This is a genomic window from uncultured Shewanella sp., assembly GCF_947491715.1.
Classification (GTDB): Bacteria; Pseudomonadota; Gammaproteobacteria; order Enterobacterales; family Shewanellaceae; genus Shewanella.
Genome location: NZ_CANLKR010000025.1, coordinates 27,974 through 51,844, shown reverse-complemented (window position 1 = coordinate 51,844; position 23,871 = coordinate 27,974). Strand labels below are relative to the sequence as shown.

Here is a 23,871-nt window from a genome sequence, read left to right as displayed (position 1 = left end):
TATCATGCAAAAGTCGTTAAATTCGCTTCTAACATAGAAATAACCGTTGTCTTGACTTTATTTGTAAGCACCTCACTAGAAGCATTAACAGCTTTCATATCAACCCCCAAACTGTTGATATGGTTAACGCCCGACACTAATTCATTAGCAATGGTTTCAATTCTATTTCCACTTTGTTGCTGTTGTAAAACAGCAGCAGAGACTTCTCTTTCAGCAAGGTTGATCTCATTTGATCTTAGCGATAAATTCTCGCTCATTAATGTGGCAGTTTCAGCCTCAATATCAAGCTTATTGCCAAAATCTTCCCATGATTTTAGAAGCGCTTCCTGTCTCAAAGCCATCACAGCGTCATCTTTACCTTTTGCCGTATATTGCTGAAGGTTAATCGCCAGAAAATTAGGACTATAAGAGTGCTTTTTCACTGAAAAGCCAAACTGACCACCGACATTAATGCCGGTTTTGACCCCAACAACCACATTAGACTTTATCCCCACAGCTGTCCACCAGCTGCCTCCGGAGCATAGCCAACTCACTGAACCAGGCGTGAATTTATAAGCGGTTTTCACGCTCATTTTCAACCCGTATTTGGTCGTATTGTTATAGCCAGTCTGGCTCCCTTCATGAAGTGGTTTAATACTCGTGGAACTGGGTTTATCTGGATCTTTACCATCTGAGGCTGTTGGCATAATAAACTCCTTACTCTTAATGTAATTAAAGCATCATCAAATCAGAGCAGGTTATATTGCTCGCATTTGCAGCTGTAATCAGTGTTTTTGTACTATTAAGTTGGCTTTTAATGCTTAGTGTGTCATTCACTAAACTGGCTGCCCCCTCATTAATAACTTGCTGCATAGAGGTACAAAAACGATTAGCAGTCGCTGTCGTTTTAATATCAGAACTCAAAACGTCAGCTTTGTTCATCACATTGTCTTGATAGCTCACACAACTTTGAATACGATTCTCATTCACTTGTGTCATAGTCAAAGTGTTCGTTACTTTTGACATAACCGTATCCCAATTTTGAAAAATTAACTTGCTTGTCTCAAGCGTCATTTTTTTCTCTTCAGCTGCAGCTCGTTGTTTTTTTGTTATTTTCACCTCAAAAAAATCTTTCGAAGAGCCAAACTTCCACAACGATAAAGAGACTTTTAAAAAAGTATATAGATTAAAAGAAGATGTCACTGATATTCCACCATCAGCGCCTAAGGTTCCCGAACTGTATGCCCCTAAGGTTAAATAATTTTTTGTACCATAAGTCACAGAATAAAAATTTTTAGTGGTAAATTTAATACCATTAATCGTTTTCGATTTAACCTTGCCACTGTTGGCACCCGTTTCGTCAGCACCTTGTGAATAGCCCATAATATCTCCCAGTTAACATTAATTATGTATATGTAAACTTGCACTGACTATTTTAGAAGCAGCAGTTTGTAGCTCTGACTCAATATCTGCGATAGTATTAACCGTACTGCTTATTAGAGTATTCAACTGCGCAATTTTACTGGTTACTGTATTTTGACAATTGGCAGTATCATCAATGTTTGTCGTTAGTTGGCGTGCCTCTAATGCTACGTTACTTGCTCGCATATTTACCGCTTTAATGCTGTCATTCAACGCATTTAATCGGCTCAATTCTGTTTGATTATTTTTAACAATGGCTCGAAAATTATTGTAAACATTTGGCATTTCCGTGGCACAGACTTTCATTTTATCGGCGACGGCTTTTTCTTCAGCCGCAGTGACTTTCTGCTTGCCTACTTTTATTTCTCGATAGTTTTCAGTCCATTTCTGCTCCGCTAAAGAAAGCGTCACACTCGGAATATAAGGTGATATATTGGCTGATGCTGCAATGCCCGTCACCACAGAGTTTCTCGCCCCCGCACAAAAATTAGCCCCTCCCCCCAAAGTAATGTAAGTTTGCGATCCAACAACATAACCCACTACATTATTCGTTCTAAACTTTGAACCAGAACCCTTTTTAGAGGCTGTCGCATCATTACCCGTCTGGGTTAAATTATTCGTAAATGTTTGTAGATCATTATTAACTGTACTCCAAAAGCTCATAATGTTTCCTTATTCAACTATTTGTACCAAAGCACATGAATGAATCATTGAATAAAAACCATGGCGCTTTTAAGCACATCAAGTTCATTCATTAAAATAAATTAAAGATCATTCATCAATAAGTAAATTAATCATATTTTATGTAGCCGTTACCATTAACTTATTATCATGAATATAAAAATTCAAGCAGCCTCTCAAATAATTCAGATGAAACATTAAAACAAGCTAAAATAATAACAAAAAAGATACTATCGATATAACAACAGAAAAATAAACATCAATTAATCTAAACAATAAAAATAAATATATGAAAAAATACAATTAAAACAACATATTAAACAAGAAAGGTGAGGAAGGCACGCAGAATGAAAAATCAATTAAATGAATATTTATTTAATATTCATTCATCTTATTAATCACTTAAGTCTAAGATGAGTTAAATCAACTGATAGGTATTCAATAGCCATAAAAGTTATCAAGTAACAGCAATGCGTTTAATTTTAGATAAAAGTAATTACCATTGTTTATTTTAAAATCTGTTATTAATTTTTATTTAACAAAATACAAATAATCTCACTTGAATTTCATTGTCATATTGATGTCAGCTCTTTTATGCACAAATGATAAAAATCATCACTTAAGGTGAAATATAACATGCAATCAATTAAAAAATACCCATTTCACTAAGATATTAAAATTAACACTTTATGCACGATTACCCCTTTTACTATTGTTATTACTTAGAGTCATGAATACTTCGCCACAACATGCTATCACTATAGTAATAGGGCTATCAGCAGGTGCAGTCATTGTTGCTAGATGGGATGAGTTGCTAGAAAAGATCAATCTCTCATGATTAATCCCCCCTCTGTGCTCCATAGCTCCATTTCACTTGAAGCCTCAATCACTTGAAACTAAGTCAAATAGACAGATAACGACCCCCTGCATATGACAAGAGTATGATTTTCTTCAAACAGTGCTTCATCAATGATTGGAGCGATAACATTCCAGTCTCCGCCAGCAAGTCCTGCTCCAATCATAGGGTAACCTATTCTTAATCCAGAAAAGTCCTGTTTGATTAATGTAAAAACATGAGCAATTGCATCATAATCCGCTTTCACTCCCTCACCAGACCAATGAAATTGAGTATATGCATTCACCACTACCAAGTGATACTGCAAAGTGATCACTTTAGCGCTGGAATAAGAGCCAAGCTTTGCAACATCACCTTTCTTTGTTTGTCGATCGGCACAATAAGCCTGAGGGAAGTGCTGGCATATTTGCCTTGCGATGCCAGCCCCCATAGTACAAAAACAATTACATCCATGAATAATGACATCAAAGTGCCCTTGTTGGCTTAATTTAACTAAATCACCATTAATAATATTCATGTACTTAACTCAATCCAGCCAAGCTATCAATCATTAGGCTCAATTCGAATCAGGCCGAGTAACGTACCCGATAATATTTGACCATCATGACCGATTTGTGTCGCCGCATAAGTGGAATTATAACGCACGCCATAACCCATAGGGACTTCAACAACCGTTTCTCCAGTATCCCAATCAAAGCCCAGTAATGTCCACTTGGCATTACGTTGTCCCCAACAGTAAGCGATATTCGATGCAACGCTCATCGTCGGTATCCCATTAGGGCAGCTTTCTTGATTAGCCCAATCACTTTCAACTTGCTGAGTTTGTCTATTCCAACTCATTTTTTCAACGCCATAAGGCGCATTAAAGCCCAAATTAGAAAAAAGCACGGTAATCGCCCCCGCATTCGGTCCATCAAGCCAATCTGATGTATCCAAACTATAATGATTGTCCACCACCATCGCACTGTAGCCCCTTACCAACACTGATTGCTCTGAAACACTGCGTGTCGCCTCTTCAATTCCAAAGGTGATAGGAAATTCTGCGGCAATACGGCGATCTTTTCCCTCACCAATGGGTTGCCAATCATCAGGAATAGCATCTCGCCACACCAAAACTAAATTCATTAATTCACCGCCGTCGGTAAAAACAACAAATTTATCACCATCTTGCTTGCCCATTAATGTCGGTGTTGAACCCGATCCCGTCCCTAAGCGACCCGGTAACGGCTCATCAGGCCCTGATTCATAGGTTGTACTCCATAAATGCGCCAACTGAACCCCATTCCATTGCACACGATGCAGTTGCTTATTGGTTAGCACATAAATGCCCCCTTCTTCATCAATCGCAATGGAATTTGATACGCTTTGATTGACGCCCATGGAGAGTGCGGTGTGAAAATGAAAATCTCGACTCACTACCACCAACAATCCTGCAGAGGTTGCCATGGCAATAAAGCCGTCATAAGTCATATTCACCCCCACAATATGCTCACCAGCCATTGTCAAATACGCTTGAGGAATACTAAAGCTGTCTTCTGTTACAATACGGGAGTCATTCCCCTCGTTCACCTGAGAAAAACGCGATAATATCAAATCTCTGGGTGAGAAGAATTTCCCTTCGCTATCCACTAAGGTGTAGGCACCTGAAATACCATTTTCGGGCTGATTAAGCGCTTGAGTCGCCAATTTATTAATGTCACTGTCACTTAAATCCACTTGATAGACAGACTTAAATGTCGAGCCCCATACTCGATGTGGATCGTCACTGAAGGCCAAAGTAATTGATGGCCAAGCAGATTGCCAAGACACTTGCACATTGTCATTAGGCTCTATTCCCTTCAGCGGGGAAGAGGCTTGGTTATAAGGATTTCGATGGGACATGGGCCATGGGCCATGGAGAGTCGGCCAAATAGGGATTGATCGGGGGTTCATCATTAGCAAAACAAGTCATTGAAATAAAAGTTAAACCGATTAAAAATAAACGCGAAAAAAGCCTGACATCCCTGTAACAATATCCACTCATCATTGCACTCCTTTGATGTAAACAAGTACGAAACAACAAAAACTGGAGTGGGGATAGTCACGTTAACAAAACTGCGTAAGCTAGATTCAAACATCCGCATTAAAGGGTTAACTTTAACGCGACAAATGAAATAACAGTAAAGCATGATGTTTTTTGCTACAGACAAGCCTATCCTTCCCCATATCGACTCATTTAAGACTAGTTTGTACTAGTACATTTTGCGATGTTTGGAACATTTTAATGCTAGGCGCTCAATATTAGAAAGTTGCACCAAAATGACGAAAGGTCATGAGTAAAAAATATGTTTACGAGGGTTCTTGCAGTGCTTGCAATAAATGATATGCAGCACTATTAGTCGTGACATTTTTAGGCCATACTGCGTATAAATTGATACTTTGGACTTTCCAATCTGGGAGTAATTCAACTAATGTCCCATTGGCAATTGCCACATCAATCATACTGGTTGGTGGCGTACTGACACCGAGTCCTTCCAGCGTAAAATCAGTCATCGCGTCCAAAGAATTAACACTAATACGACTCGAATATTGCATGACTTTTTGCAGGCCTGTTTGCTTATGAATAAAAGGACGAGATAAAGGGAGAGGAGCCAGTTTTATCCAAGGAAAATCTGACATATCTTCCAATACTTTTGGCGCAGGAAATGTTTTCAACAAACAATTGGAAATCACTAACTTTCGCTCAACTTCAGCGATTTTTTTACACTTTAATGCACTGTCTTTAAGCTGCCCCGCTCGAATAGCAAGATCGATACCATTACCAATAATATCATCAACCTCAGCACCAAACTTCAATTCAATGGATAGCTGGGGATGCTTCTTTAAAAACTGAGCTAAACGCGCCCGAATTTCAACACTTAGGAAATAGCTTGGAAAACTGACAATCAATTTTCCTTTTAATGCTACTGGCTCCATTGGTAATGACTGAAGACCCAAAGTGGCTTGTTCAAGCATGCGCTGAGCATGCTCATATAGCTTTTTACCCTCATGAGTTAAAGACAGTTTACGCGTCGAACGGTAAAGAAGTGCATACCCCACTCTAGATTCTAATGAGCTCATATGATGACTCACTACTGACGGAGAAAGTCCTAAATGTTGAGCTGCTGCTCTAAAGGACCCAAAACGAACTGTTTCTGCAAACACAGCTATAGATTTCAATTCATCAATCATAGTTAAAGAAAACCGAACAAAGAAATCAAATTATACGATATTTTAATTGTATTTGAATCAATCTACACTGTCTATCAATCAGTTATAGAGCCATCTATTTTATTATGTCATTAATCTTATCAATATGTGCTTTTGCATTATCCATGTCTATTACACCAGGGCCTGTCAACCTAATAACCCTATCCAATGGTCTTGAATATGGCTTTCGTCAAACCTTAAGTTTTGTTACAGGCGCCACTGTGGGTTTTAGTTTATTACTACTTATCATTGGCTTGGGCTTAGGAACTGTCACATTCAAGACCTCTTTACCCTACATCCTATTGAGCTATTTAGGCGCCTTTTATATCGTTTATATGGGGATAGTATTAATCAGAAGTAAAACCAGCATTGAATTTAAACAGGCAGGTAAAAAACCACACTTTTTCCAAGGAGTCATTTTGCAATGGTTAAACCCTAAAGCTTGGCTAGCCTGTCTTGCCGGTATATCAGGTTTTGGACTCAATAACTCAAACATTTTATTATTTATGTTTGTAGGCATTTATAGTGTCATTTGTTACAGCTCTATCGCAAGTTGGGCAATCATGGGCGCTAAAATGGCTGACTTAATCAAGCATAGAAAATGGCAAAGGGTATTTAATCGTTTAATGGGAATAACCCTAATCATCATAGGTATTGATTTATTCATCAAACAATGGCCAATAGCTATTTAAAAACCCCAAAAAAACAAAATAAAATATCTCATGTCAAACACCGCTTTTCTTATAAAAGTGGTGTTTGACAGTATCCTGATAATCCAACCATTATATTCACCTATAATGAATAAGTAGAAATTCATTCTGTATAGGATGTCACCTTTATGCTGCCGTTATTTCACAATGTCATTGAAGTCATATTCCCCATATTAATCGCCGCTTTTGTCGGCTATTTATTTGCCATGTGCAAACAGCAGCTTGATATTAAAATGATCTCTAAACTCATGTCGCATATTGGTTACCCCGCATTGATACTAGCTCACATGCTTGGCCAAGATGTTGAAATAAATAAGTTATTAGAAATGATTTTTGCTGCATTTTTAATGTTTATGTTATTCGCTATGTTTGTTTATCTTTTTTTGCGTATCACCAAACAGAATATTCCCACTTATTTTTCATGTTTAAGCATGAATAATGTGGGTAACATCGGGTTAGCCGTTTGTGCCCTCGCCTTTGGTCATGATGGCATACTTTACGGTGTCACTTTTGTGATTATCGGCATGATTTTCATGTTTATTGTCACGCCAGCAGTCACCTCTGGCACTTGGCATTTAAAAGAAGCCTTCATCAGCCCTGCAATTTATAGTGTTATTCTTGCCATATGCATCATTTATTTTCAAATACAGCTCCCTAAACCTATTACTTCATCACTTCAGATCTTAGGGGGTATGCCAATCCCTCTTATGTTAATTACCCTTGGCTATAGCCTGGCTCAAATTAAGTTGAGCAATATTAAAATTGGGATCATCTTCTCTATAATCCATCTATTAATTGGTGCACTTGTCGCCGTTATATTGACAAGCTTGTTTAATTTTGAAGGCAACATGCGAGGCATATTAATCTTACAATGCATGATGCCAACCGCCATTAATACTTACTTATGGATTTCTATTTTCAGGCCCCAAGATGCCTCTCAAATATCAGGGATTATCTTTATTTCAACAATATTAAGCATTATTACCTTACCGCTTGTACTAACCTATTGGGTATAACGTTAATACGGGGTGTCTAGCAAATACTTCCTGCCATTATTTTGATATTAAACGACTTCTATCCACTCCTTTTTCTATCTGGCACTGGAATGTATTAATGATTTTTCGAGTATGATCCCATTTATTCATTCTTGCCCATTTAACCCGTTTACCATTTAAAAAAGTACATGAAACACCAATATTATGGATAGCCGTTTTATCCACATCCAGAGGGCTTTTAGCCAATACCACCATATCAGCCAATTTTCCCACCTCTAACGAACCCACTTTGTCTGCAATATTATGCTGCATCGCAGGATGGGTTGTCACGGCCATTAATGCTTGATATGGCGTTAACACTTCCAATTCATTGAGTGGTTGACCTTCTCCAGTTAAATTAGGATAGCGCCATGTACTGCGGGTCACAGCTTGTTCAACAAACCATAAGGGATAAAGTGGTGTCACCGACATATCACTGTGAAATGACAATGGAATCCCCCCCTTCCACTCCGTTTGAGTCGGAATAATAAAAGCAGCCCTCTCTTTTCCTAACTCATTCTCAAATGCATTACCCCAATAAGCCACATGCCCAATTAAATGGCTACTTGATAATGCCGGTAAACGCTGACTTCTCGCTGCTGCAATTTGTGCTGGAATCGTCGCCTTTTGCCCACTTTTTCCATTCACCGTCGAATGAATAATCACGCTAGGTAAACTTTTAAAAGCAGTATTGTCATCAGCCAGTGAAGATAAGGCGTCAATAGCATCACGAATGGCAGCATCGCCATTGGCATGAATATGAATATACCAGCCTTTTTGAGCATATTCGTTAAGATTATCCTTCATCTCAGTCAGAGTATAATTTTGATGACCCATACCAAAGCGAGCACACAAGCCTTCAGTGTTATAGGGAGCGACAAGAGAGGCACTACAGCCTTGAGTTGAGCCATCCGCCCACAACTTAATACCTTCTGCTGAAAACAACCCAGTATCGAACGGCACTTTTTGAGGTAAATCCTTGTCCTTGCCCTGCAGAGCATTTTTTTTGTTAAAATCCCAGGTATATAAGGCACGTAAACGCGTCGACATCTCTGCCGATTTTGCCATCGCCTGATAAGCCGTAATCACCTGTGGACTCGACACTCCACCATCAACAAAAGTCGTCACTCCCTGCTGCGAAGCGACATTCAGTACTTGTAACATATCTTGCTGCATTTTCTGATCAAAAGCAGTTTTTTGATTGCCTGGCAATCCCTTCATCCAATCGATGGTATGCCCTAAAAGCGGATAAAATGCAGACTCTTCTTTTAACAAACCAGAGAAAACCCAAGTCCCATCAGGTGTCTGGACAATCTCCCATTCACCATCAGTGAAATCGTATAATTGAGCAGCTTGTATTTGTGCACGTTCCATCTCATTTTTCGTGCCTTCACAGGGGACTTTTTCACAGATCCCAGCCTTCTCAAAAGCAATACGATTGACATAAGCTAGATGCCCAGATTGATCAAGAATAAAAGCCGGAGTTTGCTTATACACATCATCATATTTTTCAAAATAACTGGCAGGGTAAGCCAAAAAATTGCGATTATCATTGAGTGATTTGGATTGCTTTGTTTGCATCATACGAGACGGATCGAGTCCATTGCCAATTAACCAACCATTAATAGGCTTGCTCTTAGCTAAAGTTTCGATAGCATCGTCAATATACAATAAACAAACATGTTCATTCTTATAAAGCCAATCAAAGTCTTTTTGATAAATAATTTGATATTTATCAGGTAAGCAAGGCATTAGGTTCGTCACTGCTGCCCCAGATACGGTCAACTGCAAATGAGCATGAGGTTCAATAAAACCGGGCAATACTGTTTGCCCCTTTAAATCTAAATAATCAATTAGCTGATTTTTAGGGATCATTGCTATAATTTCAGATGACTTAGCAATCGCGATAATGATGTTATTTTTGATTAAAATAGCATAATCTTTTTCATATATATATTTCTCAGGGGTAGCAGAGCCATTCATCCCACCTGCCATAGTCATGATATTACCACCACCAATGACTAAATAACGATCATTTGTATTTGTAGAAGCATCGTCACTGAAAGAACAACCAAACAAAATAATCGTACTGAAAAGAAGAAATAATCCTTGATAACTTTTCATAGACATTCCCTATAAATTAATAATTATCAATATGATAAAGAGTAATGTTTGTATTAATCATAGTCGATTAACGCTCTCTATGCTGTTTATTCTCTTTTTATTTTACAACGCTCATTGGCAACCTCTTCTCCATAAAATCTGAAAACGGGAATATTATCAATCAATCTTTGATAATGTTTCTAAAGTTATGTTCTTTATCCCATCACTCTTTAGTAATATCATGCCCTTTTCAATAAAGTTCTATTTGTACTCAATGTGTATTTGGAGAGAAAATGACGCATGCCATCCTTGCCGATCTAACCCATCGCTATACCACTAAACGCTACGATGCTTCTAAACGTGTTTCAAATGACAAGATGCAAGTCATTTATGAAGCCATGCGCCTATCAGCCTCATCGATTAATTCACAACCTTGGAAATTCATCGTCATTGAGAGTGAACAAGCAAAACAACGTATGCACGATACTTTTATTAATAAATTCAAATTTAATCAAGATCATATAAAATCATGTTCCCATGTTATTTTGTTTGCCTATAATCCCAATTATACCCGCGAAGACTATGCCAAAGTGGTGGATAAAAGTATTCTAGACAAGCGTGTAAAACTCGAAAATCGAGAACAAGCGTTCGCAGGATTTGCCTTTGTCGACAGTAATACAGATGCCACAGGTAACAATGCCACTTGGACAAAAGCACAAACTTATTTAGCACTGGGTAACACCTTACATACCTTAGCACGTTTAGGTATCGATTCGACAACAATGGAAGGTGTTGATAGTGAAATGATTAGCAAAGCTTTTGAAAAAGAACTCAACGGTTATCAATGTGACGTTGCTTTAGCTATTGGTTATCACCATAGTGATGAAGATTATAATGTAAATTTACCAAAATCTCGCCTATCAACAGAAGATGTACTGCAAGTACTCTAACAGAAAAAATCTGGCATATTTTAAAGGAATACTCAGCCTAAAATGTGTCGGATATCTTTATTAGCAATAAATCAATAATACGACCAACTTGTTCTTCATAACAGCGAGAATAAACAATGAAACTCCAATGAAGTTTCGCTCACTGAGATGCTCCTTCTCTAGACACATCAAATGAAGGTGATTAATATATGATCACCACTTAATTTTTAACGCCACCCACAAGTAAGCACCATGCGTTGGAGTCACCACTATGACAAGCATAAAAAAACAAATTTTAGATTCAGCAGAAAGCGGGATCCGCAGCGGTGGTTACAGTAATCTTAGCTTTTCAGGACTCGCTGCAACATTAAATATCAGCATCGAAGAAATTGAACACTATTTTCCTACCAAAGCCAAACTAAGCATTGCCGTTGTAATAAGATACCGTCTTACAGTCAATGAGGCACTAGCAAAAATCAGCGAAAATTACACCAATATCGAAGAAAGACTCTACCACTATGCTAACTTTTTTGAACGCGCTATCATCATTGATAATAAAATTTGTCCATGTACTATTTTAGGCGCTGAAATAGATGCCTTACCAAAAGAGATCCAAACAGAAGTTAAACAGTTTTTTATCGATAATATCAATTGGCTCTCAGTAGCCATTTTCGCTGATCAAAAAAATGCCAAATTAAGTGCACAGCAACTTATCGCAAGCTTAGATGGCGCTGCATTATTAGCAAAACTCTTAGGGGATCCTGGCCTCATTACACAATTGATCGCCCGATTTACACAAAAGCAATAACGCTGTAAACAAGTTCCTACGAAATGCAAAAAGAATGGGGCAAAAAGAGACGAAATGTGAACCCGACATAAGGGTGCTATAAGCTCATTTTTATATAGTGGCAAAGAGATAAGGATCTTACCCCAACATGAACATGCTATCAACCCATTGCCTACCCAATGGCTTTTTTGTTTTATTTGGCGGAAAGATAGAGATTTGAACCCTACATATACATGGACTCGCTACAAACCCACTTATCAATATCAACTATATCGAGTCATTGCCTAGATGTAAAAAAGGCAAGCGTTAAGGTTGCTTTTTTGTTTTATTTGGCACAGAGATAGGGATTTGAACCCTACATAGACGCGCTACAAACTCATTGTTAAATTACAGACATAAAAAAACCTATCTTTAAGGATAGGTTTTTTTATTTTAAATTTGGCGGAGAGATAGGGATTTGAACCCTAGATGGGCTACAAACCCATGCCGGTTTTCAAGACCGGTGCATTCGACCACTCTGCCATCTCTCCAGTGCGGCGAATAATATAAGCTACAAGCTAGCTTGTAAAGCCCAAGCATAAAAAAACTGGCTGAATGATGAGTTAAGCATCAATTGACTCATCAAAGCCTTATTATGGACAATGCCTAACTAGCGACTGCCGCTAAATCACGTTTACCTTTATAGCTTCTAAGCTTATAAGCTGCGAGTACTAATAAGCCACAAATACTTATCCCAACGCCAATCGCCATTTCACCTTTTGCAGCCCACATTGCCACTATACTTGAAGCGCCAAATGAAATGCTGATCTGAATAAAGTTTTGTAAGCCTGCTGCTTTCGCCGCATTATCACTAAACTCTTGTAAAGCACTGTTCACAACAATCGGGTAAATAGCCCCATTAGCGGCAGCCAATACAGAGAAAATAATCAGTAGAGGATATAAACTGAGCCCTGTAAAAACGAGAGTACAAACCGCTATCCCCATGACACATACTGCAAACAAAGTCAGCAATACTTTTAATGCTTTTTCTGCCCCTAGCTTACGAATACCAATTTTACTGGCATAGCCCCCAACAATAAACATAACAGTTTGTGGAATAAAGCTTAAGCCAATTTCTGTTGCGGCAAACCCATGCTGCTCCATCACAATAGGCCAAAGGGTCAAATAAGCAAAAAAGGCGCCTGAACAAGCACCAAAAATTAATACATTACCTAAATAGCGATGATTCTTTAAAATCGAGCAATAAGAAATATTTTTCGGTTTGACAGTGCCTTTAAGGTGTTTATCACTGGGCACAAGTACCAAAGTCAATAAAATAAGTGCAATTGCCAGCCCTGTTAATGTAAAGAAAATCCCTTCCCAACCCGTAATGTTTAATAAAAATGCACCTAAAATAGGGGCTAATGCTGGCGATAAAGCAACCAGAGGCATAACATTAGCAAAGACCCCTTGTGCCTTTTCAGCATCATATTTTTCAATCACAATGGCTTGCCAGATCACCCCAGCGCTACAAGCTCCCAACGCTTGGAAAAAACGTGCTATATTAAAACTCAGCATCGTTTCACTGCTGGCTAACCAGAAACTGGCTAAGCCAAAAATCACTAAGCCTAAGATCAATGCTCCACGTTTCCCCATGCGTTGCACTAATGGGCCATACAGTAATTGTCCTAACGCTAACCCAGCTAAAAAACTGGTTAGTGACATGGCCACATGACTCGATGAAGCCCCAAAGCTGGTTTCGATCGCTTTGAATGCAGGTAAATACATGTCGGTTGCAATAAAACCTAACATGCTCAATAAGGCAAGATAAGCGAGAAATAAGAAATATTTAACATCAATAATGGAATTCATAAACTAAAAAATCAAGACTAAGTAATACAGCAGCACAGTTTAATCATTTGCTAAAAGCTTGTGAAACGTTTATTTTTGAACTTAGCTATCAAATAATCTCATAGCAAGGAATTGCCGATAATGCTCTCAGAACAATCACTTCAACTTATCGATATGGTCGCGCGTGTCGGCAGTTTCACTGCTGCAGCCAATAAATTACACAAAGTACCTTCTGCGGTCAGTTATGCCGTAAAACAAGTAGAAGAAGAATTAGGCGTGATATTATTTGAGCGCCACCACCGTAGCGTCAGCCTCACCCCTGCTGGCGAATATTTTGTTAAACATTCTCGCAGCTTGCTAACTAACATGGAAGAAATGCGCAGTGATACCAAACGCATTGCCAATGGCTGGCAACCCACCTTGTCCATCGCCTTTGACAATATTGTTCGCGCCGACAAGATTAGCACATTAATTGCTGACTTTTATCGTACGTTCAAAAATGTCGAACTTATTATTCGCATCGAAGTATTTAATGGCGTATGGGAATCCATTGCTACTAAGCGCAGTGATATTGCCATTGGGGCGACCACTGCCATCCCCGTTGGAGGGGAGTTTCACTTTAAAGACATGGGCGAAATTGAATGGGCTTTTCTAGTGAGTCACCACCACCCATTAGCCGCAATTACACGACCACTGCAAGATGATGAAATGCGCCCATATCCTTCCATTTGTTTAGAAGATACCTCCAGAGAAATTCCCAAGCGCATGACATGGCTGCTGGAAAATCAGCGCCGTTTAGTGGTGCCAGACTGGATCCGTGCCATTAACTGTTTCCGTGAAGGACTAGGAATAGGCTATATGCCAATGCATTTTGCGGCACCTTTTATTAAAACCGGCGCCTTAATTGAAAAGCAACTTGAACGACCAAAAGCCCCCAGTCCTTGTTGCCTCGCTTGGAACGCTGCTAATCAGTCTCCCGCAATGGCTTGGGTATTAGATTATTTAGGTGATACCAAAAAACTGCATAAAGATTGGTTAGATTAACAAAGTATTCCTCTTTTAATGCCTACTCTACTGATCTGTTAGTGACTTAAATGAACACAAATGAGCAAAAAAATCGATTTATCTGACATTTCTGCCATTTCTGTATAAACTTTAACCAGACTCTCTTTAACCTTGACGCTGGCTGAGGTATGATTTAATTAATTAGTAAGTGATTTTGTAAAATAACAGGATGTTAGAACAGTAGCACCTTTATCACTACACTGTCTTTGCTTAATCAATCTGTTTTTGGAGAAAGCTATGTCACAACAAACGGTTTATTCTGCTGATCAATCAAGACTGCAAGTAAACAAACTTTTAAAAAATACCTACATGTTATTGTCAATGACATTAGCCTTTTCAGCCGTTTGTGCCGGCTTGGCAATGGCAATGGCAATTGGGCCAATGATGTCTCTTGGACTTTCTATTGGCAGTTTAATCTTGCTTTTTGTCACGCTAAGAAAAGCCGAAGGTCAATCGGGTATTTTTTGGGTTTTTGCTTTTACTGGGATGCAAGGTGCCTCTTTAGGTTACATCCTTAACCATTATGCAGGCATGGCCAATGGGCCACAGCTTATCATGCAAGCATTAGGACTAACCTCACTGATTTTTATCACACTATCGGGTTATGCCATTACCACTAAAAAAGACTTTTCATTCATGAGAGGCTTCTTAGTGGCAGGTCTTGTGATTGTCATTGTCGGTTCTATTGTCAATATTTTCCTCGGTAGTGGACCGGTATTTATGGCAATGAATGCTGGACTTGCATTGTTAATGACCGGCTTTATTTTATACGATACGAGCCGCATCGTTAATGGCGGTGAAACCAACTATATTCGAGCAACGGTTTCATTATATTTAGATTTTATTAATCTATTTATCGCCCTGCTTAACTTGATGGGCATTGGTAATAACGATTAATCATCGTTTAACTGCTCAGAATAATAATTCAGAGCTCCATTTAAAGGCCCTCATCGGGCCTTTTTTGTTATCCCTTTCATGACAAACTTGAAACCTTGTGATCCCAATGACAAATAACCAACCCACTCCCATACTGAGTTCAACGCCAATTGACTCCTTAAATCCAGAAGAGTTAGCGCCTGTCCAGCAATACTTTAAGTTGTTCAAACCCTATGGATGCTTGAGTCAATTTGTACAAGAAGCCAAAAGACCCAAACCAGTATTAGGTGATCTTTATCCTTTCCCTGAAAAAACCATGGCCGTTGGTCGACTCGATCATGACTCTGAGGGGTTATTATTGCTCACCACCGACGGTCAATTTAGCTATAATATTTGCGGTAAACATGTTGAAAAAGAATATTGGGTACAGCTCGATGGCGAAATTAATGAGAATGCGATCAGAAAATTGCAAACCGGCGTGGACATAGGCATTAAAGGCGAAAAGTATCGAACCTTGCCTTGCCAAGTACGTCGACTTAACACTGAGCCCAAACTTCCACCACGGGGCCGAAAAATTCGCGATGCAAGACACGGTCCCACCAGCTGGATAAGCATCTGCCTAAGTGAAGGAAAAAATCGACAAATACGTAAAATGACCGCCGCAGTAGGATCACCGACGTTGCGATTAATTCGCGTACGCATTGGCAATATTCATTTAAAACAATTACAGCCAGGTAACGTTGAAAATATCGCTAACTATATCGAAAACAGTCACCTCAAGCAGATCAATGCTCCTAACCAGGGTTAACACACAAAAAATCCCCTCATTGTCGATTTTGCGTTACCATAGACACATTATTTTAAAGTATACCCTTTTTTACATGAGCAAATTTATCATACAAGTCAACAGCCCCGCATACAGTACCAGTGCTAGCTATCGAGCTTATCGTTGCACAAAAGCGGTATTAGAGGCTGGCCATAATGTCTTACATATTTTCTTTTACCAAGACGGGGTGTTCAATACCAGTCAACTTAATACACCGGCTAATGATGAGTTTGATTTACATGCTGCTTGGCAAACCTTAAGCGAACAATACCAAATCCCTTTGGTCAATTGCGCATCGGCAGCGCTAAGACGTGGTGTGATCGCCGAAACCGAAGCGAAAGACAATGGCTATTCACACTGGAATATGCAGCCCCCTTTTACCATGGCAGGGTTAGGTGAACTGGTAACGGGTATTGAAAAAGCCGATAGATTGCTCAGTTTTTAAGAAAAAGCTTTTAAGAAAAAGCGTCCAGGAAACCAAATGAAAAAAGTGACTATTATTTTCAGAAAAGGCCCCCATGATAATGCTTCGGGTAGAGAAGGATTGGATCTTGCCTTACTCAGCGCGAGTTATGAGCAAGAAGTCAGCTTAATTTTTACCTCTGATGGCCTGTTTAACTTACTCAAAAATCAGGCCCCTGAACATATCGGCTGTAAAGATTATATCGCCACCTTTAAAGCATTACCCTTATACGACATAGACACTATTCTCGTGTGCCAAGAGAGCATGGATACTTTTGGGTTAACTGATGATGACTTTTTTATTCCCACCACAGTTTGTCAACCTGACAGCATTCAAAAGCAATTACAAACTGCCGATCAAGTTTGGGTATTTTAATGATTTTACATCACATTCAACATTCAGCCACAGAAGACAATGCCCTAGCGACTTGCCTTCGCTTTGCTGCAAGCCATGACAGCCTATTATTTAGCGGCAATGGGCTTTACGCCTTATTACAAACACCATGGCAAGAACAGCTTAAAATGTATAGGATTTATTTATTAAAAGACGATGTGGTTGCCAGAGGATTAGCCTCTCGATTATCCCACTTTAACATCATAGATTATAACGAATTTATCAACCAAACACTCAAGCACGAAAAGGTCATCACGTGGTAAACCATATTACATTTAATCACCAACAAATTGAAATCGATCACCAAGGTTACTTGAAAAATGTCACCGACTGGTCTCCCGAGCTGGGCGAGGTTATTGCACAATTAGACAATATTCAACTTACGGATGCTCACTGGGAAGTCATTAATTTTGTACGTGATTTTTACCTAGAATATAAAACCAGCCCAGCCATTCGCGTATTAGTTAAAGCAATAGGGCAGACCTTAGGCAGTGAGAAAGGCAACTCTAAATATTTGTATACGCTGTTTCCACAAGGCCCCGCTAAACAAGCCACTAAAATTGCAGGTCTACCAAAACCGGCCAAATGCATTTAATTTGAATGGATAAACATCATCGACATATTTAGGATACGCCAAACAAAAAAGGAATGATGCTTAAAACATCATTCCTTTTTTAATGGTTTTATGACTCACGCAGTCTCTATTCGCTTATAAACCTAAGCCAATTAGCAAACTAAAGATACTGATAATAATGATGGAGAAGAAAAACATCTTCTTCGCCCACTTTTTATCATCTTCAGCAGAAAAACCTTCACAAGCCAGTTTGACCCACCAAGCACTGAGTACAAGCATCGAAATCAGATAAATATTACCTGCATACCCTAGTGCATACAGTGCGACACATGCCACACTGAACGCGATAATGTACGCCAAACTGTGTACTTTGACTGTCGATATCGCTCTTGTTACCGATAAAATAGGAATACTCGCATTGCGATAATCCTTAGAACGAAACACGCCAATCGCATAAGAATGAGGGATTTGCCACAAAATGCTGATTAAAATCAGCGTTAGCACTCCAGCATCCACATGATTGCTGACTGCACAATATCCTACAGCCATCGGCATCGCACCTGATACAGCACCGATTACAGTGCCATATTCAGTATGACGCTTAGCCCATAAGCTATATACACCCACATAGAAAATAAAGCCAATAGCCCCCATTACGAGTGTCAATAAGTTAATGCTGGCTAAAAAGGCAAAGCCTAGACCGCCTAACAACACACCGTAACTTAGCGCAAACCAATCTGGTAGCAACCCACGTACCATGACGCGAGTTTGCGTACGCTCCATCAACTTATCAATGTCTTTGTCTATGTAATTATTAAAAACACAACCAGAGGCAATGACTAAGCTGATCCCTATGATGACTTTAAACAGAAGAGCGGCATGCCACTCTCCTTTTGACGCAAGAAAGAAGCAGCCTATCACAGTGATAAGGTTGCCCAGGATAATCCCAGGCTTTGTCACTGAAATAAGCGAGCTTAATCTGACTACATCATGTTTATTCTGAGGTTGTACATGATCCATAATGAGCCTGCAAGTAGAATGACTACAATCAACGCGGTAAACACAAATGATTGAAAGTTCCAACCTTTCTCAGATTTAGTGTTTAAGTGCAAAAAGAAAATTAATTGCACTAATAACTGAACGAAACCAAAAGCGACGACAAGTAAAACCAATGTAACCGTCGGTAGACTTTGCTCAACCACTAAGTAATAAGGGATAACGGTCAATAAAATCGACAATAAAAAGCCCACAATATACGATTTTAACGTGCCATGATCGGCGCCGCTACTGGTGACATTAGACTGGCTCATGTAATCGCCCCCATCAGATAAACAACTGTAAATACACAAATCCAGATAATATCAAGGAAATGCCAGAACAGACTTAAGCACGTTAAGCGTGTCTTCACCTGCTTCGTTAAGCCATGACGTAATACGCTATACATCATCACTATCATCCAGATAAGGCCTAAGGTTACATGTAAACCGTGCGTGGCCACTAAGCCAAAGAACGCCGATAGGAAACCACTGGTTTGCCAGCCATGACCCTCAGTGATCAATTCATGGAACTCATACAGCTCCATACAGATGAAACCTAGCCCGAGTAAGAAGGTCACCACTAGCCAACCTACCACTTGCTTAGACTTATCTTTATGCATAGCCAGCATAGCTAAACCATAAGTAAAGCTACTGGTTAGCAGTAAAAACGTTTCAACGAGCACGAAAGGCATACTGAAAATTTCGTGACCTGCAGGTCCACCAAAAGTGTTACTGCTCAATACTGCATAGGTTGCAAACAAAGTTGCGAACAATATGCAGTCACTCATGATATAAATCCAAAAACCAAAAATAGTGGTTGAACTTTCATCATGTTCGTGATCATGGCCATGATCACTTTGATGCTGTTGTGTGTCCACTGCTACACTAGACATTATGTACCCTCAATTTTTCAGTCGCTTCCACTTCCGCCGCTGGTATGTAGTAATCCACATCAGTTTCAAAACAGCGTTGAATTAAGCTCACAAACATCCCCAGTAAACCGACACCCGCTAGCCACCAAATATGCCAAATCATTGCAAAGCCAAAAACCAAGGAAAAAGCAGAGATAATGACGCCGGCTCCCGTATTACGCGGCATATGAATGTCAACATATTGGCGTGTCTCTTTTGGACGCTTGCCATTATTTTTCTCTTTTTCATCCCAGAAACAATCACGATCTTCAACCACAGGAGTGAATGGGAAGTTATAGTTTGCAGGAGGAGAACTGGTAGCCCATTCAAGGGTACGACCATCCCATGGATCGCCTGTCACATCTTGATTTAAATGGCGGTCACGAATACTCACATAGAGCTGAACAAGTTGACAACCAATACCAAACATGATGAGCACCGCACCGGCTAGCGCAACCAATAATAGCGGCTGCCATCCAGTCGATGGATCATAATGGCTTAAACGACGTGTCATGCCCATGAAGCCAAGTGCATAGAGCGGAATAAAGGCAAAGTAGAAACCTGAAACCCATAACCAAAACGCACGTTTACCCCACTTCTCATCCAAGGTAAAACCAACCGCTTTCGGGAACCAGTAGCTGTAACCCGCAAACATACCAAATACCACACCACCGATAATCACGTTATGGAAGTGCGCAATAAGGAACAAACTGTTGTGTAATAAGAAATCTGCGCCCGGAACAGCCAATAACACTCCTGTCATACCGCCTATGGTAAAGGTCGATAAGAAGGCTAGCGTCCACATGATCGGTAAGTTAATTTTTAAACGACCACGATAGATGGTAAACAGCCAGTTAAATATTTTCACCCCGGTAGGAATAGAAATAATCATGGTGGCAATACCAAAGAAGGCGTTAACGTTGGCCCCCGACCCCATGGTAAAGAAGTGATGCAGCCAAACGCTGAATGCCAATACCGCAATCACGGCTGAGGCATAGACCATTGATGTATAACCAAAAAGCTTCTTGCGAGCAAAAGTACTCACCACTTCAGAAAACACACCAAAAGCGGGCAAAATAAGAATATAAACTTCTGGATGACCCCAGATCCAAATCAAGTTAACGTACATCATTTGATCGCCGCCAGCAGTGGCAGTAAAGAAATGTGTCCCGATGTAACGATCCAGGGCTAATAATGCAAGCGTCACAGTCAATACAGGGAAAGCAGCAATGATCAGAATGTTGGTGAATAATGCCGTCCAAGTAAAAATGGGCATACGCATCAATGTCATACCAGGACAGCGCATTTTCATTATGGTGACAAAGAAGTTAATCCCTGTCATCAAGGTGCCCACACCCGCGATTTGTAAGCTCCAAATATAGTAATCCACCCCCACACCCGGACTGGTGCCTAATTCAGACAAAGGTGGATAAGCCAACCAACCGGTTTTAGCAAACTCTCCTACTCCTAATGAAATGTTAACCAATGCCATACCGACAAAAAATAACCAAAAACTTAAGGAGTTCAAAAAGGGAAATGCGACATCACGTGCACCAATTTGTTGCGGAACAACAATATTGATAAGTCCGATCACCAGTGGCATCGCCACAAAGAAAATCATAATCACGCCATGGGCGGTAAAGATTTGGTCATAATGCTCAGGTGGGAGATATCCTTCGCTGCCCGAAGCAATGGCCAATTGCAGGCGCATCATAATCGCATCGGAAAAGCCCCGTAACATCATGACAAAGGCCACCAGCATATACATAATACCGATTTTCTTATGATCAACAGAGGTTATCCACTCATGCCACAAATAACCCCATTTGCCCGCTTTTGTTACCAACACAGCAATCAAGATCACAATAGCAATCATCATTGTCACTGCAGCCATAGGTAACGGAATATCCCAAGGGATAGAATCCCAGGTTAATTTACCAAACATCTTATTCCTGCCTTAAAATAAACTTATGATCATCATCTTGCATGCCTGGCATCATGTACTTATGTACAATTTGACCAAACAAATTCGGTTCAACATTGGAGAAATACTGAATAGGATCGGCAATACTCTTATCTAACAGAGTGTTATATTTTTCCTTATCTAAATACTGATCCGATGCTTTCACTTTATTCACCCAATCGGTGAAGCCTTGTTTAGAGGTCGCCGTAGCAGTAAATGTCATATCAGAGAAACCTTCCCCACTGATATTGGCTGACATGCCACGATAAGTGCCCTGCTCATTAGCAATCAGATGTAATAAGGTCGTCATTCCTGCCATGGCGTAAATTTGCCCACCCAATCTTGGAATAAAAAACGAATTCATTGGTGCATCAGAGGTGATTTTGAAATTCACTGGTACATTTTCAGGGAACTCAATATGGTTGATTGTTGCAATCTTCTGTTCGGGATAGATAAACAACCATTTCCAATCCAATGCAACCACCTCAATGGTGATAGGCTGCACATCGCTATCAAGCGGTTTGTACGGATCTAATTCGTGAGTTGTACGCCATGTAATGATGCCCAATATCAAAATAATGACACAAGGGATCCCCCATACCCAAAACTCAATCTTATTGGAATGACACCAATTGGGTAAGTAAGTCGATTTGGTATTGCTTTCCCGATATTTCCATGCAAAAACAAAGGTCATAACGAGAACGGGGATCACAACAATTAACATGAGTAATGTCGCGGTAATAATCAGTGATTTTTCATCGGCAGCCACTTGACCTTTTGGATCAAGGGTTCCCATATTACAACCACTTAATAGCATAGTTAATGGTATGATTAACCAAAAAATATATTTTTTACATATATTCATTTTACAACTCGATTAGAAAGTTTTAAGAGTACGCACACCTTCACAAGTGACGACTAAAAATAGCGTTACAGTCACACATTGTTGGGTATGTCATATTATTTATCTATTTTAACCTTTAATGTTATTGACTTCGTTTTCCTTACACTTAATTAATAACAGCAAACACAAAATATTTACACGAGAGTGTAAAGTTCCCCATTAAAATACAAAAAAAACATCGAAAGGTGACCTTTAGATGTTGTTTTCAATAGGGTTACTAGAAAAACCATAAATTAATCCTATTGATATCACTTCGATATTCATAGGAATTATCATCCCACAGTCTTATTTTCCACGCAGTAATATAAGACAATCTTTAAGAACAATCAAAATAAAAATATCAACATTGATTTTTTAGCTCCTATTTCTTTTTTCATCGAAAGAAAAGAAATATTATTCACTCAGTTTGTTTTAATTTTAAATATTAAAACAAAATAGTTGCAACCAAAAAAAACAAATATAACACTAAGAACGCAAAATAAAAAACAAAAGAGTACATTTTATTAAACAATGTATACTTACAATTAAAATCATTTATACTGGTCAAACCTAATATATTAAGTTAACGGTATTCAAACACATATAATCCAGTAACGAATTAACTAAGATCATGTTATTACGGGTAAATATAATAGCGCCCCATATTTTGGTTAATATCAAATAAAGCCCCTTCCTGCGCCTGACTGTATATATAATGTCCTTCAAATGCATTTTTACATACAAAAGTAATCGAATAACGTAGGATATGCGAACCAATGGCGTCTTTTCCTTCAAGATAACCCACATTTTGAGCCAGTTTTCGGTATTGATATGCCCCGATAAATGATCGCTTCCTTTGTAATTCCACAAACACATAACTTCTTTTGGTAAAATCCATCTCAATAAGTGCATTTGCAAAAGGATTATAAGGCGCATATTGGGGATCAGTCACAAACACGAGCTTCAACTTATTCAGTCCATCAGGCATTTTACATACATTGCTATCACTTAAAGTGGGCTTATCTGTCAGTAGGCGACCTCTCAACTCACGATTAAAAATGTTATTTTCATCGCTCATTCCATACACCTTTAAACAAGATCCTCCCCCACAAATTAAAATCAATGCACTCAAAAAAATTGGGGGTTGTAGCATATCGCTCTTCCTAAATTTGCTACTGCTGTATATTTATTGATTTGCTTTAGCATTCATTCTATCCAACACAATAAAAGGCTTAGATTTTAATGATAAACACTCTACTATTGACTATAGATGATTTGAGAAAAACTGCAGATGAATTGAGAATAAAAAATGTCAAGGCGG

At 39.2% G+C, this 23,871-nt stretch carries 25 protein-coding genes and 1 tRNA gene; 11 read left to right on the top strand and 15 right to left on the bottom strand.

Going from position 1 to position 23,871, the window contains the following annotated elements:
- Positions 1 to 2: 2 nt before the first annotated feature.
- From Q0779_RS16415 to Q0779_RS16390, 6 genes are all read right to left on the bottom strand, one after another.
- Positions 3 to 686, bottom strand: coding sequence for a hypothetical protein (locus Q0779_RS16415; RefSeq protein ID WP_298774161.1), 684 nt, complete (start codon positions 684 to 686; stop codon positions 3 to 5).
- 25 nt (positions 687 to 711) lie between these two features.
- Positions 712 to 1,362 (bottom strand): hypothetical protein, encoded by a 651-nt coding sequence (locus Q0779_RS16410; RefSeq protein ID WP_298774160.1) that lies wholly within the window; start codon positions 1,360 to 1,362, stop codon positions 712 to 714.
- An 18-nt stretch (positions 1,363 to 1,380) separates the two neighbouring features.
- The gene (locus tag Q0779_RS16405) at positions 1,381 to 2,064 is read right to left on the bottom strand and encodes a hypothetical protein (RefSeq protein ID WP_298774158.1); all 684 of its coding nucleotides are present in this window, start codon (positions 2,062 to 2,064) and stop codon (positions 1,381 to 1,383) included.
- Between the two features lie 914 nt (positions 2,065 to 2,978).
- Positions 2,979 to 3,455, bottom strand: a complete 477-nt coding sequence (locus tag Q0779_RS16400) for a macro domain-containing protein (protein WP_298774157.1) — start codon at positions 3,453 to 3,455, stop codon at positions 2,979 to 2,981.
- Between the two features lie 26 nt (positions 3,456 to 3,481).
- Complete coding sequence (locus Q0779_RS16395; protein ID WP_298774156.1) at positions 3,482 to 4,819, bottom strand: hypothetical protein; 1,338 nt, start codon at positions 4,817 to 4,819, stop codon at positions 3,482 to 3,484.
- Positions 4,820 to 5,266: 447 nt separating this feature from the next.
- A complete protein-coding gene (locus Q0779_RS16390) occupies positions 5,267 to 6,148 on the bottom strand; it encodes a LysR family transcriptional regulator (protein ID WP_298774154.1) in 882 nt (293 codons plus the stop codon).
- A 143-nt stretch (positions 6,149 to 6,291) separates the two neighbouring features.
- Here Q0779_RS16390 and Q0779_RS16385 point away from each other — a divergent pair, with 143 nt between their 5' ends.
- Both Q0779_RS16385 and Q0779_RS16380 read left to right on the top strand, forming a co-directional pair.
- On the top strand, positions 6,292 to 6,858 hold the full coding sequence (locus tag Q0779_RS16385) for a LysE family translocator (protein ID WP_298774152.1): 567 nt from the start codon (positions 6,292 to 6,294) through the stop codon (positions 6,856 to 6,858).
- Positions 6,859 to 7,004: 146 nt separating this feature from the next.
- The gene (locus Q0779_RS16380) at positions 7,005 to 7,892 is read left to right on the top strand and encodes an AEC family transporter (protein ID WP_298774151.1); all 888 of its coding nucleotides are present in this window, start codon (positions 7,005 to 7,007) and stop codon (positions 7,890 to 7,892) included.
- 36 nt (positions 7,893 to 7,928) lie between these two features.
- Here the strand turns inward: Q0779_RS16380 and Q0779_RS16375 are convergent, their stop codons facing one another.
- Positions 7,929 to 10,034: an amidohydrolase family protein gene (locus Q0779_RS16375; protein ID WP_298774149.1), complete on the bottom strand. Its 2,106-nt coding sequence runs from the start codon at positions 10,032 to 10,034 to the stop codon at positions 7,929 to 7,931.
- Between the two features lie 272 nt (positions 10,035 to 10,306).
- On the opposite strand from Q0779_RS16375, the gene Q0779_RS16370 reads away from it, so the two are divergent.
- Positions 10,307 to 10,963 (top strand): NAD(P)H-dependent oxidoreductase, encoded by a 657-nt coding sequence (locus tag Q0779_RS16370; protein ID WP_298774147.1) that lies wholly within the window; start codon positions 10,307 to 10,309, stop codon positions 10,961 to 10,963.
- A gap of 250 nt (positions 10,964 to 11,213) precedes the next feature.
- On the top strand, positions 11,214 to 11,750 hold the full coding sequence (locus Q0779_RS16365) for a TetR/AcrR family transcriptional regulator (protein WP_298774146.1): 537 nt from the start codon (positions 11,214 to 11,216) through the stop codon (positions 11,748 to 11,750).
- Between the two features lie 418 nt (positions 11,751 to 12,168).
- Here Q0779_RS16365 and Q0779_RS16360 read toward each other — a convergent pair.
- Both Q0779_RS16360 and punC read right to left on the bottom strand, forming a co-directional pair.
- Positions 12,169 to 12,259, bottom strand: a tRNA-Ser gene (locus tag Q0779_RS16360).
- A gap of 115 nt (positions 12,260 to 12,374) precedes the next feature.
- Positions 12,375 to 13,580, bottom strand: a complete 1,206-nt coding sequence (gene punC / locus Q0779_RS16355) for a purine nucleoside transporter PunC (protein ID WP_298774145.1) — start codon at positions 13,578 to 13,580, stop codon at positions 12,375 to 12,377.
- 120 nt (positions 13,581 to 13,700) lie between these two features.
- On the opposite strand from punC, the gene punR reads away from it, so the two are divergent.
- From punR to Q0779_RS16320, 7 genes are all read left to right on the top strand, one after another.
- Entirely contained in the window at positions 13,701 to 14,603 is a 903-nt protein-coding gene (punR, locus tag Q0779_RS16350) for a DNA-binding transcriptional activator PunR (protein ID WP_298774144.1), read from the top strand.
- Positions 14,604 to 14,861: 258 nt separating this feature from the next.
- Positions 14,862 to 15,521, top strand: a complete 660-nt coding sequence (locus Q0779_RS16345) for a Bax inhibitor-1/YccA family protein (RefSeq protein ID WP_298774142.1) — start codon at positions 14,862 to 14,864, stop codon at positions 15,519 to 15,521.
- A gap of 106 nt (positions 15,522 to 15,627) precedes the next feature.
- Positions 15,628 to 16,308: a pseudouridine synthase gene (locus Q0779_RS16340; RefSeq protein ID WP_298774141.1), complete on the top strand. Its 681-nt coding sequence runs from the start codon at positions 15,628 to 15,630 to the stop codon at positions 16,306 to 16,308.
- 73 nt (positions 16,309 to 16,381) lie between these two features.
- Positions 16,382 to 16,771, top strand: a complete 390-nt coding sequence (gene tusD, locus Q0779_RS16335; protein WP_298774140.1) for a sulfurtransferase complex subunit TusD — start codon at positions 16,382 to 16,384, stop codon at positions 16,769 to 16,771.
- Between the two features lie 36 nt (positions 16,772 to 16,807).
- On the top strand, positions 16,808 to 17,164 hold the full coding sequence (tusC, locus tag Q0779_RS16330) for a sulfurtransferase complex subunit TusC (protein WP_298774139.1): 357 nt from the start codon (positions 16,808 to 16,810) through the stop codon (positions 17,162 to 17,164).
- On the top strand, positions 17,164 to 17,445 hold the full coding sequence (gene tusB, locus Q0779_RS16325; protein ID WP_298774138.1) for a sulfurtransferase complex subunit TusB: 282 nt from the start codon (positions 17,164 to 17,166) through the stop codon (positions 17,443 to 17,445). The genes tusC and tusB overlap by 1 nt, the downstream gene beginning before the upstream one ends.
- A complete protein-coding gene (locus tag Q0779_RS16320; protein ID WP_298774137.1) occupies positions 17,439 to 17,777 on the top strand; it encodes a TusE/DsrC/DsvC family sulfur relay protein in 339 nt (112 codons plus the stop codon). Before tusB ends, Q0779_RS16320 begins: the two co-directional genes overlap by 7 nt.
- A 114-nt stretch (positions 17,778 to 17,891) precedes the next feature.
- Here Q0779_RS16320 and cyoE read toward each other — a convergent pair whose 3' ends face one another.
- From cyoE to Q0779_RS16290, 6 genes are all read right to left on the bottom strand, one after another.
- A complete protein-coding gene (gene cyoE, locus Q0779_RS16315; RefSeq protein WP_298774136.1) occupies positions 17,892 to 18,776 on the bottom strand; it encodes a heme o synthase in 885 nt (294 codons plus the stop codon).
- Positions 18,740 to 19,066: a cytochrome o ubiquinol oxidase subunit IV gene (gene cyoD, locus Q0779_RS16310; protein ID WP_298774135.1), complete on the bottom strand. Its 327-nt coding sequence runs from the start codon at positions 19,064 to 19,066 to the stop codon at positions 18,740 to 18,742. The genes cyoE and cyoD overlap by 37 nt, the downstream gene beginning before the upstream one ends.
- A complete protein-coding gene (gene cyoC, locus Q0779_RS16305; RefSeq protein ID WP_298774133.1) occupies positions 19,063 to 19,686 on the bottom strand; it encodes a cytochrome o ubiquinol oxidase subunit III in 624 nt (207 codons plus the stop codon). The genes cyoD and cyoC overlap by 4 nt, the downstream gene beginning before the upstream one ends.
- Positions 19,679 to 21,649: a cytochrome o ubiquinol oxidase subunit I gene (gene cyoB, locus Q0779_RS16300; protein WP_298774132.1), complete on the bottom strand. Its 1,971-nt coding sequence runs from the start codon at positions 21,647 to 21,649 to the stop codon at positions 19,679 to 19,681. The genes cyoC and cyoB overlap by 8 nt, the downstream gene beginning before the upstream one ends.
- 1 nt (position 21,650) lies before the next feature.
- Positions 21,651 to 22,532: a ubiquinol oxidase subunit II gene (gene cyoA, locus Q0779_RS16295; protein WP_298774130.1), complete on the bottom strand. Its 882-nt coding sequence runs from the start codon at positions 22,530 to 22,532 to the stop codon at positions 21,651 to 21,653.
- Between the two features lie 655 nt (positions 22,533 to 23,187).
- Positions 23,188 to 23,628: a hypothetical protein gene (locus Q0779_RS16290; RefSeq protein ID WP_298774129.1), complete on the bottom strand. Its 441-nt coding sequence runs from the start codon at positions 23,626 to 23,628 to the stop codon at positions 23,188 to 23,190.
- Positions 23,629 to 23,871: the final 243 nt, after the last annotated feature.

What these genes read in the sequence shown, in the direction of transcription:
- Q0779_RS16415 (WP_298774161.1), bottom strand. Translation starts at nt 686, where the DNA reads ATGCCAACAGCCTCAGATGGTAAAGATCCAGATAAACCCAGTTCCACG.
- Q0779_RS16410 (WP_298774160.1), bottom strand. Translation starts at nt 1,362, where the DNA reads ATGGGCTATTCACAAGGTGCTGACGAAACGGGTGCCAACAGTGGCAAG.
- Q0779_RS16405 (WP_298774158.1), bottom strand. Translation starts at nt 2,064, where the DNA reads ATGAGCTTTTGGAGTACAGTTAATAATGATCTACAAACATTTACGAAT.
- Q0779_RS16400 (WP_298774157.1), bottom strand. Translation starts at nt 3,455, where the DNA reads ATGAATATTATTAATGGTGATTTAGTTAAATTAAGCCAACAAGGGCAC.
- Q0779_RS16395 (WP_298774156.1), bottom strand. Translation starts at nt 4,819, where the DNA reads ATGTCCCATCGAAATCCTTATAACCAAGCCTCTTCCCCGCTGAAGGGA.
- Q0779_RS16390 (WP_298774154.1), bottom strand. Translation starts at nt 6,148, where the DNA reads ATGATTGATGAATTGAAATCTATAGCTGTGTTTGCAGAAACAGTTCGT.
- Q0779_RS16385 (WP_298774152.1), top strand. Translation starts at nt 6,292, where the DNA reads ATGTCTATTACACCAGGGCCTGTCAACCTAATAACCCTATCCAATGGT.
- Q0779_RS16380 (WP_298774151.1), top strand. Translation starts at nt 7,005, where the DNA reads ATGCTGCCGTTATTTCACAATGTCATTGAAGTCATATTCCCCATATTA.
- Q0779_RS16375 (WP_298774149.1), bottom strand. Translation starts at nt 10,034, where the DNA reads ATGAAAAGTTATCAAGGATTATTTCTTCTTTTCAGTACGATTATTTTG.
- Q0779_RS16370 (WP_298774147.1), top strand. Translation starts at nt 10,307, where the DNA reads ATGACGCATGCCATCCTTGCCGATCTAACCCATCGCTATACCACTAAA.
- Q0779_RS16365 (WP_298774146.1), top strand. Translation starts at nt 11,214, where the DNA reads ATGACAAGCATAAAAAAACAAATTTTAGATTCAGCAGAAAGCGGGATC.
- punC (WP_298774145.1), bottom strand. Translation starts at nt 13,580, where the DNA reads ATGAATTCCATTATTGATGTTAAATATTTCTTATTTCTCGCTTATCTT.
- punR (WP_298774144.1), top strand. Translation starts at nt 13,701, where the DNA reads ATGCTCTCAGAACAATCACTTCAACTTATCGATATGGTCGCGCGTGTC.
- Q0779_RS16345 (WP_298774142.1), top strand. Translation starts at nt 14,862, where the DNA reads ATGTCACAACAAACGGTTTATTCTGCTGATCAATCAAGACTGCAAGTA.
- Q0779_RS16340 (WP_298774141.1), top strand. Translation starts at nt 15,628, where the DNA reads ATGACAAATAACCAACCCACTCCCATACTGAGTTCAACGCCAATTGAC.
- tusD (WP_298774140.1), top strand. Translation starts at nt 16,382, where the DNA reads ATGAGCAAATTTATCATACAAGTCAACAGCCCCGCATACAGTACCAGT.
- tusC (WP_298774139.1), top strand. Translation starts at nt 16,808, where the DNA reads ATGAAAAAAGTGACTATTATTTTCAGAAAAGGCCCCCATGATAATGCT.
- tusB (WP_298774138.1), top strand. Translation starts at nt 17,164, where the DNA reads ATGATTTTACATCACATTCAACATTCAGCCACAGAAGACAATGCCCTA.
- cyoE (WP_298774136.1), bottom strand. Translation starts at nt 18,776, where the DNA reads ATGGATCATGTACAACCTCAGAATAAACATGATGTAGTCAGATTAAGC.
- cyoD (WP_298774135.1), bottom strand. Translation starts at nt 19,066, where the DNA reads ATGAGCCAGTCTAATGTCACCAGTAGCGGCGCCGATCATGGCACGTTA.
- cyoC (WP_298774133.1), bottom strand. Translation starts at nt 19,686, where the DNA reads ATGTCTAGTGTAGCAGTGGACACACAACAGCATCAAAGTGATCATGGC.
- cyoB (WP_298774132.1), bottom strand. Translation starts at nt 21,649, where the DNA reads ATGTTTGGTAAATTAACCTGGGATTCTATCCCTTGGGATATTCCGTTA.
- cyoA (WP_298774130.1), bottom strand. Translation starts at nt 22,532, where the DNA reads ATGAATATATGTAAAAAATATATTTTTTGGTTAATCATACCATTAACT.
- Q0779_RS16290 (WP_298774129.1), bottom strand. Translation starts at nt 23,628, where the DNA reads ATGAGCGATGAAAATAACATTTTTAATCGTGAGTTGAGAGGTCGCCTA.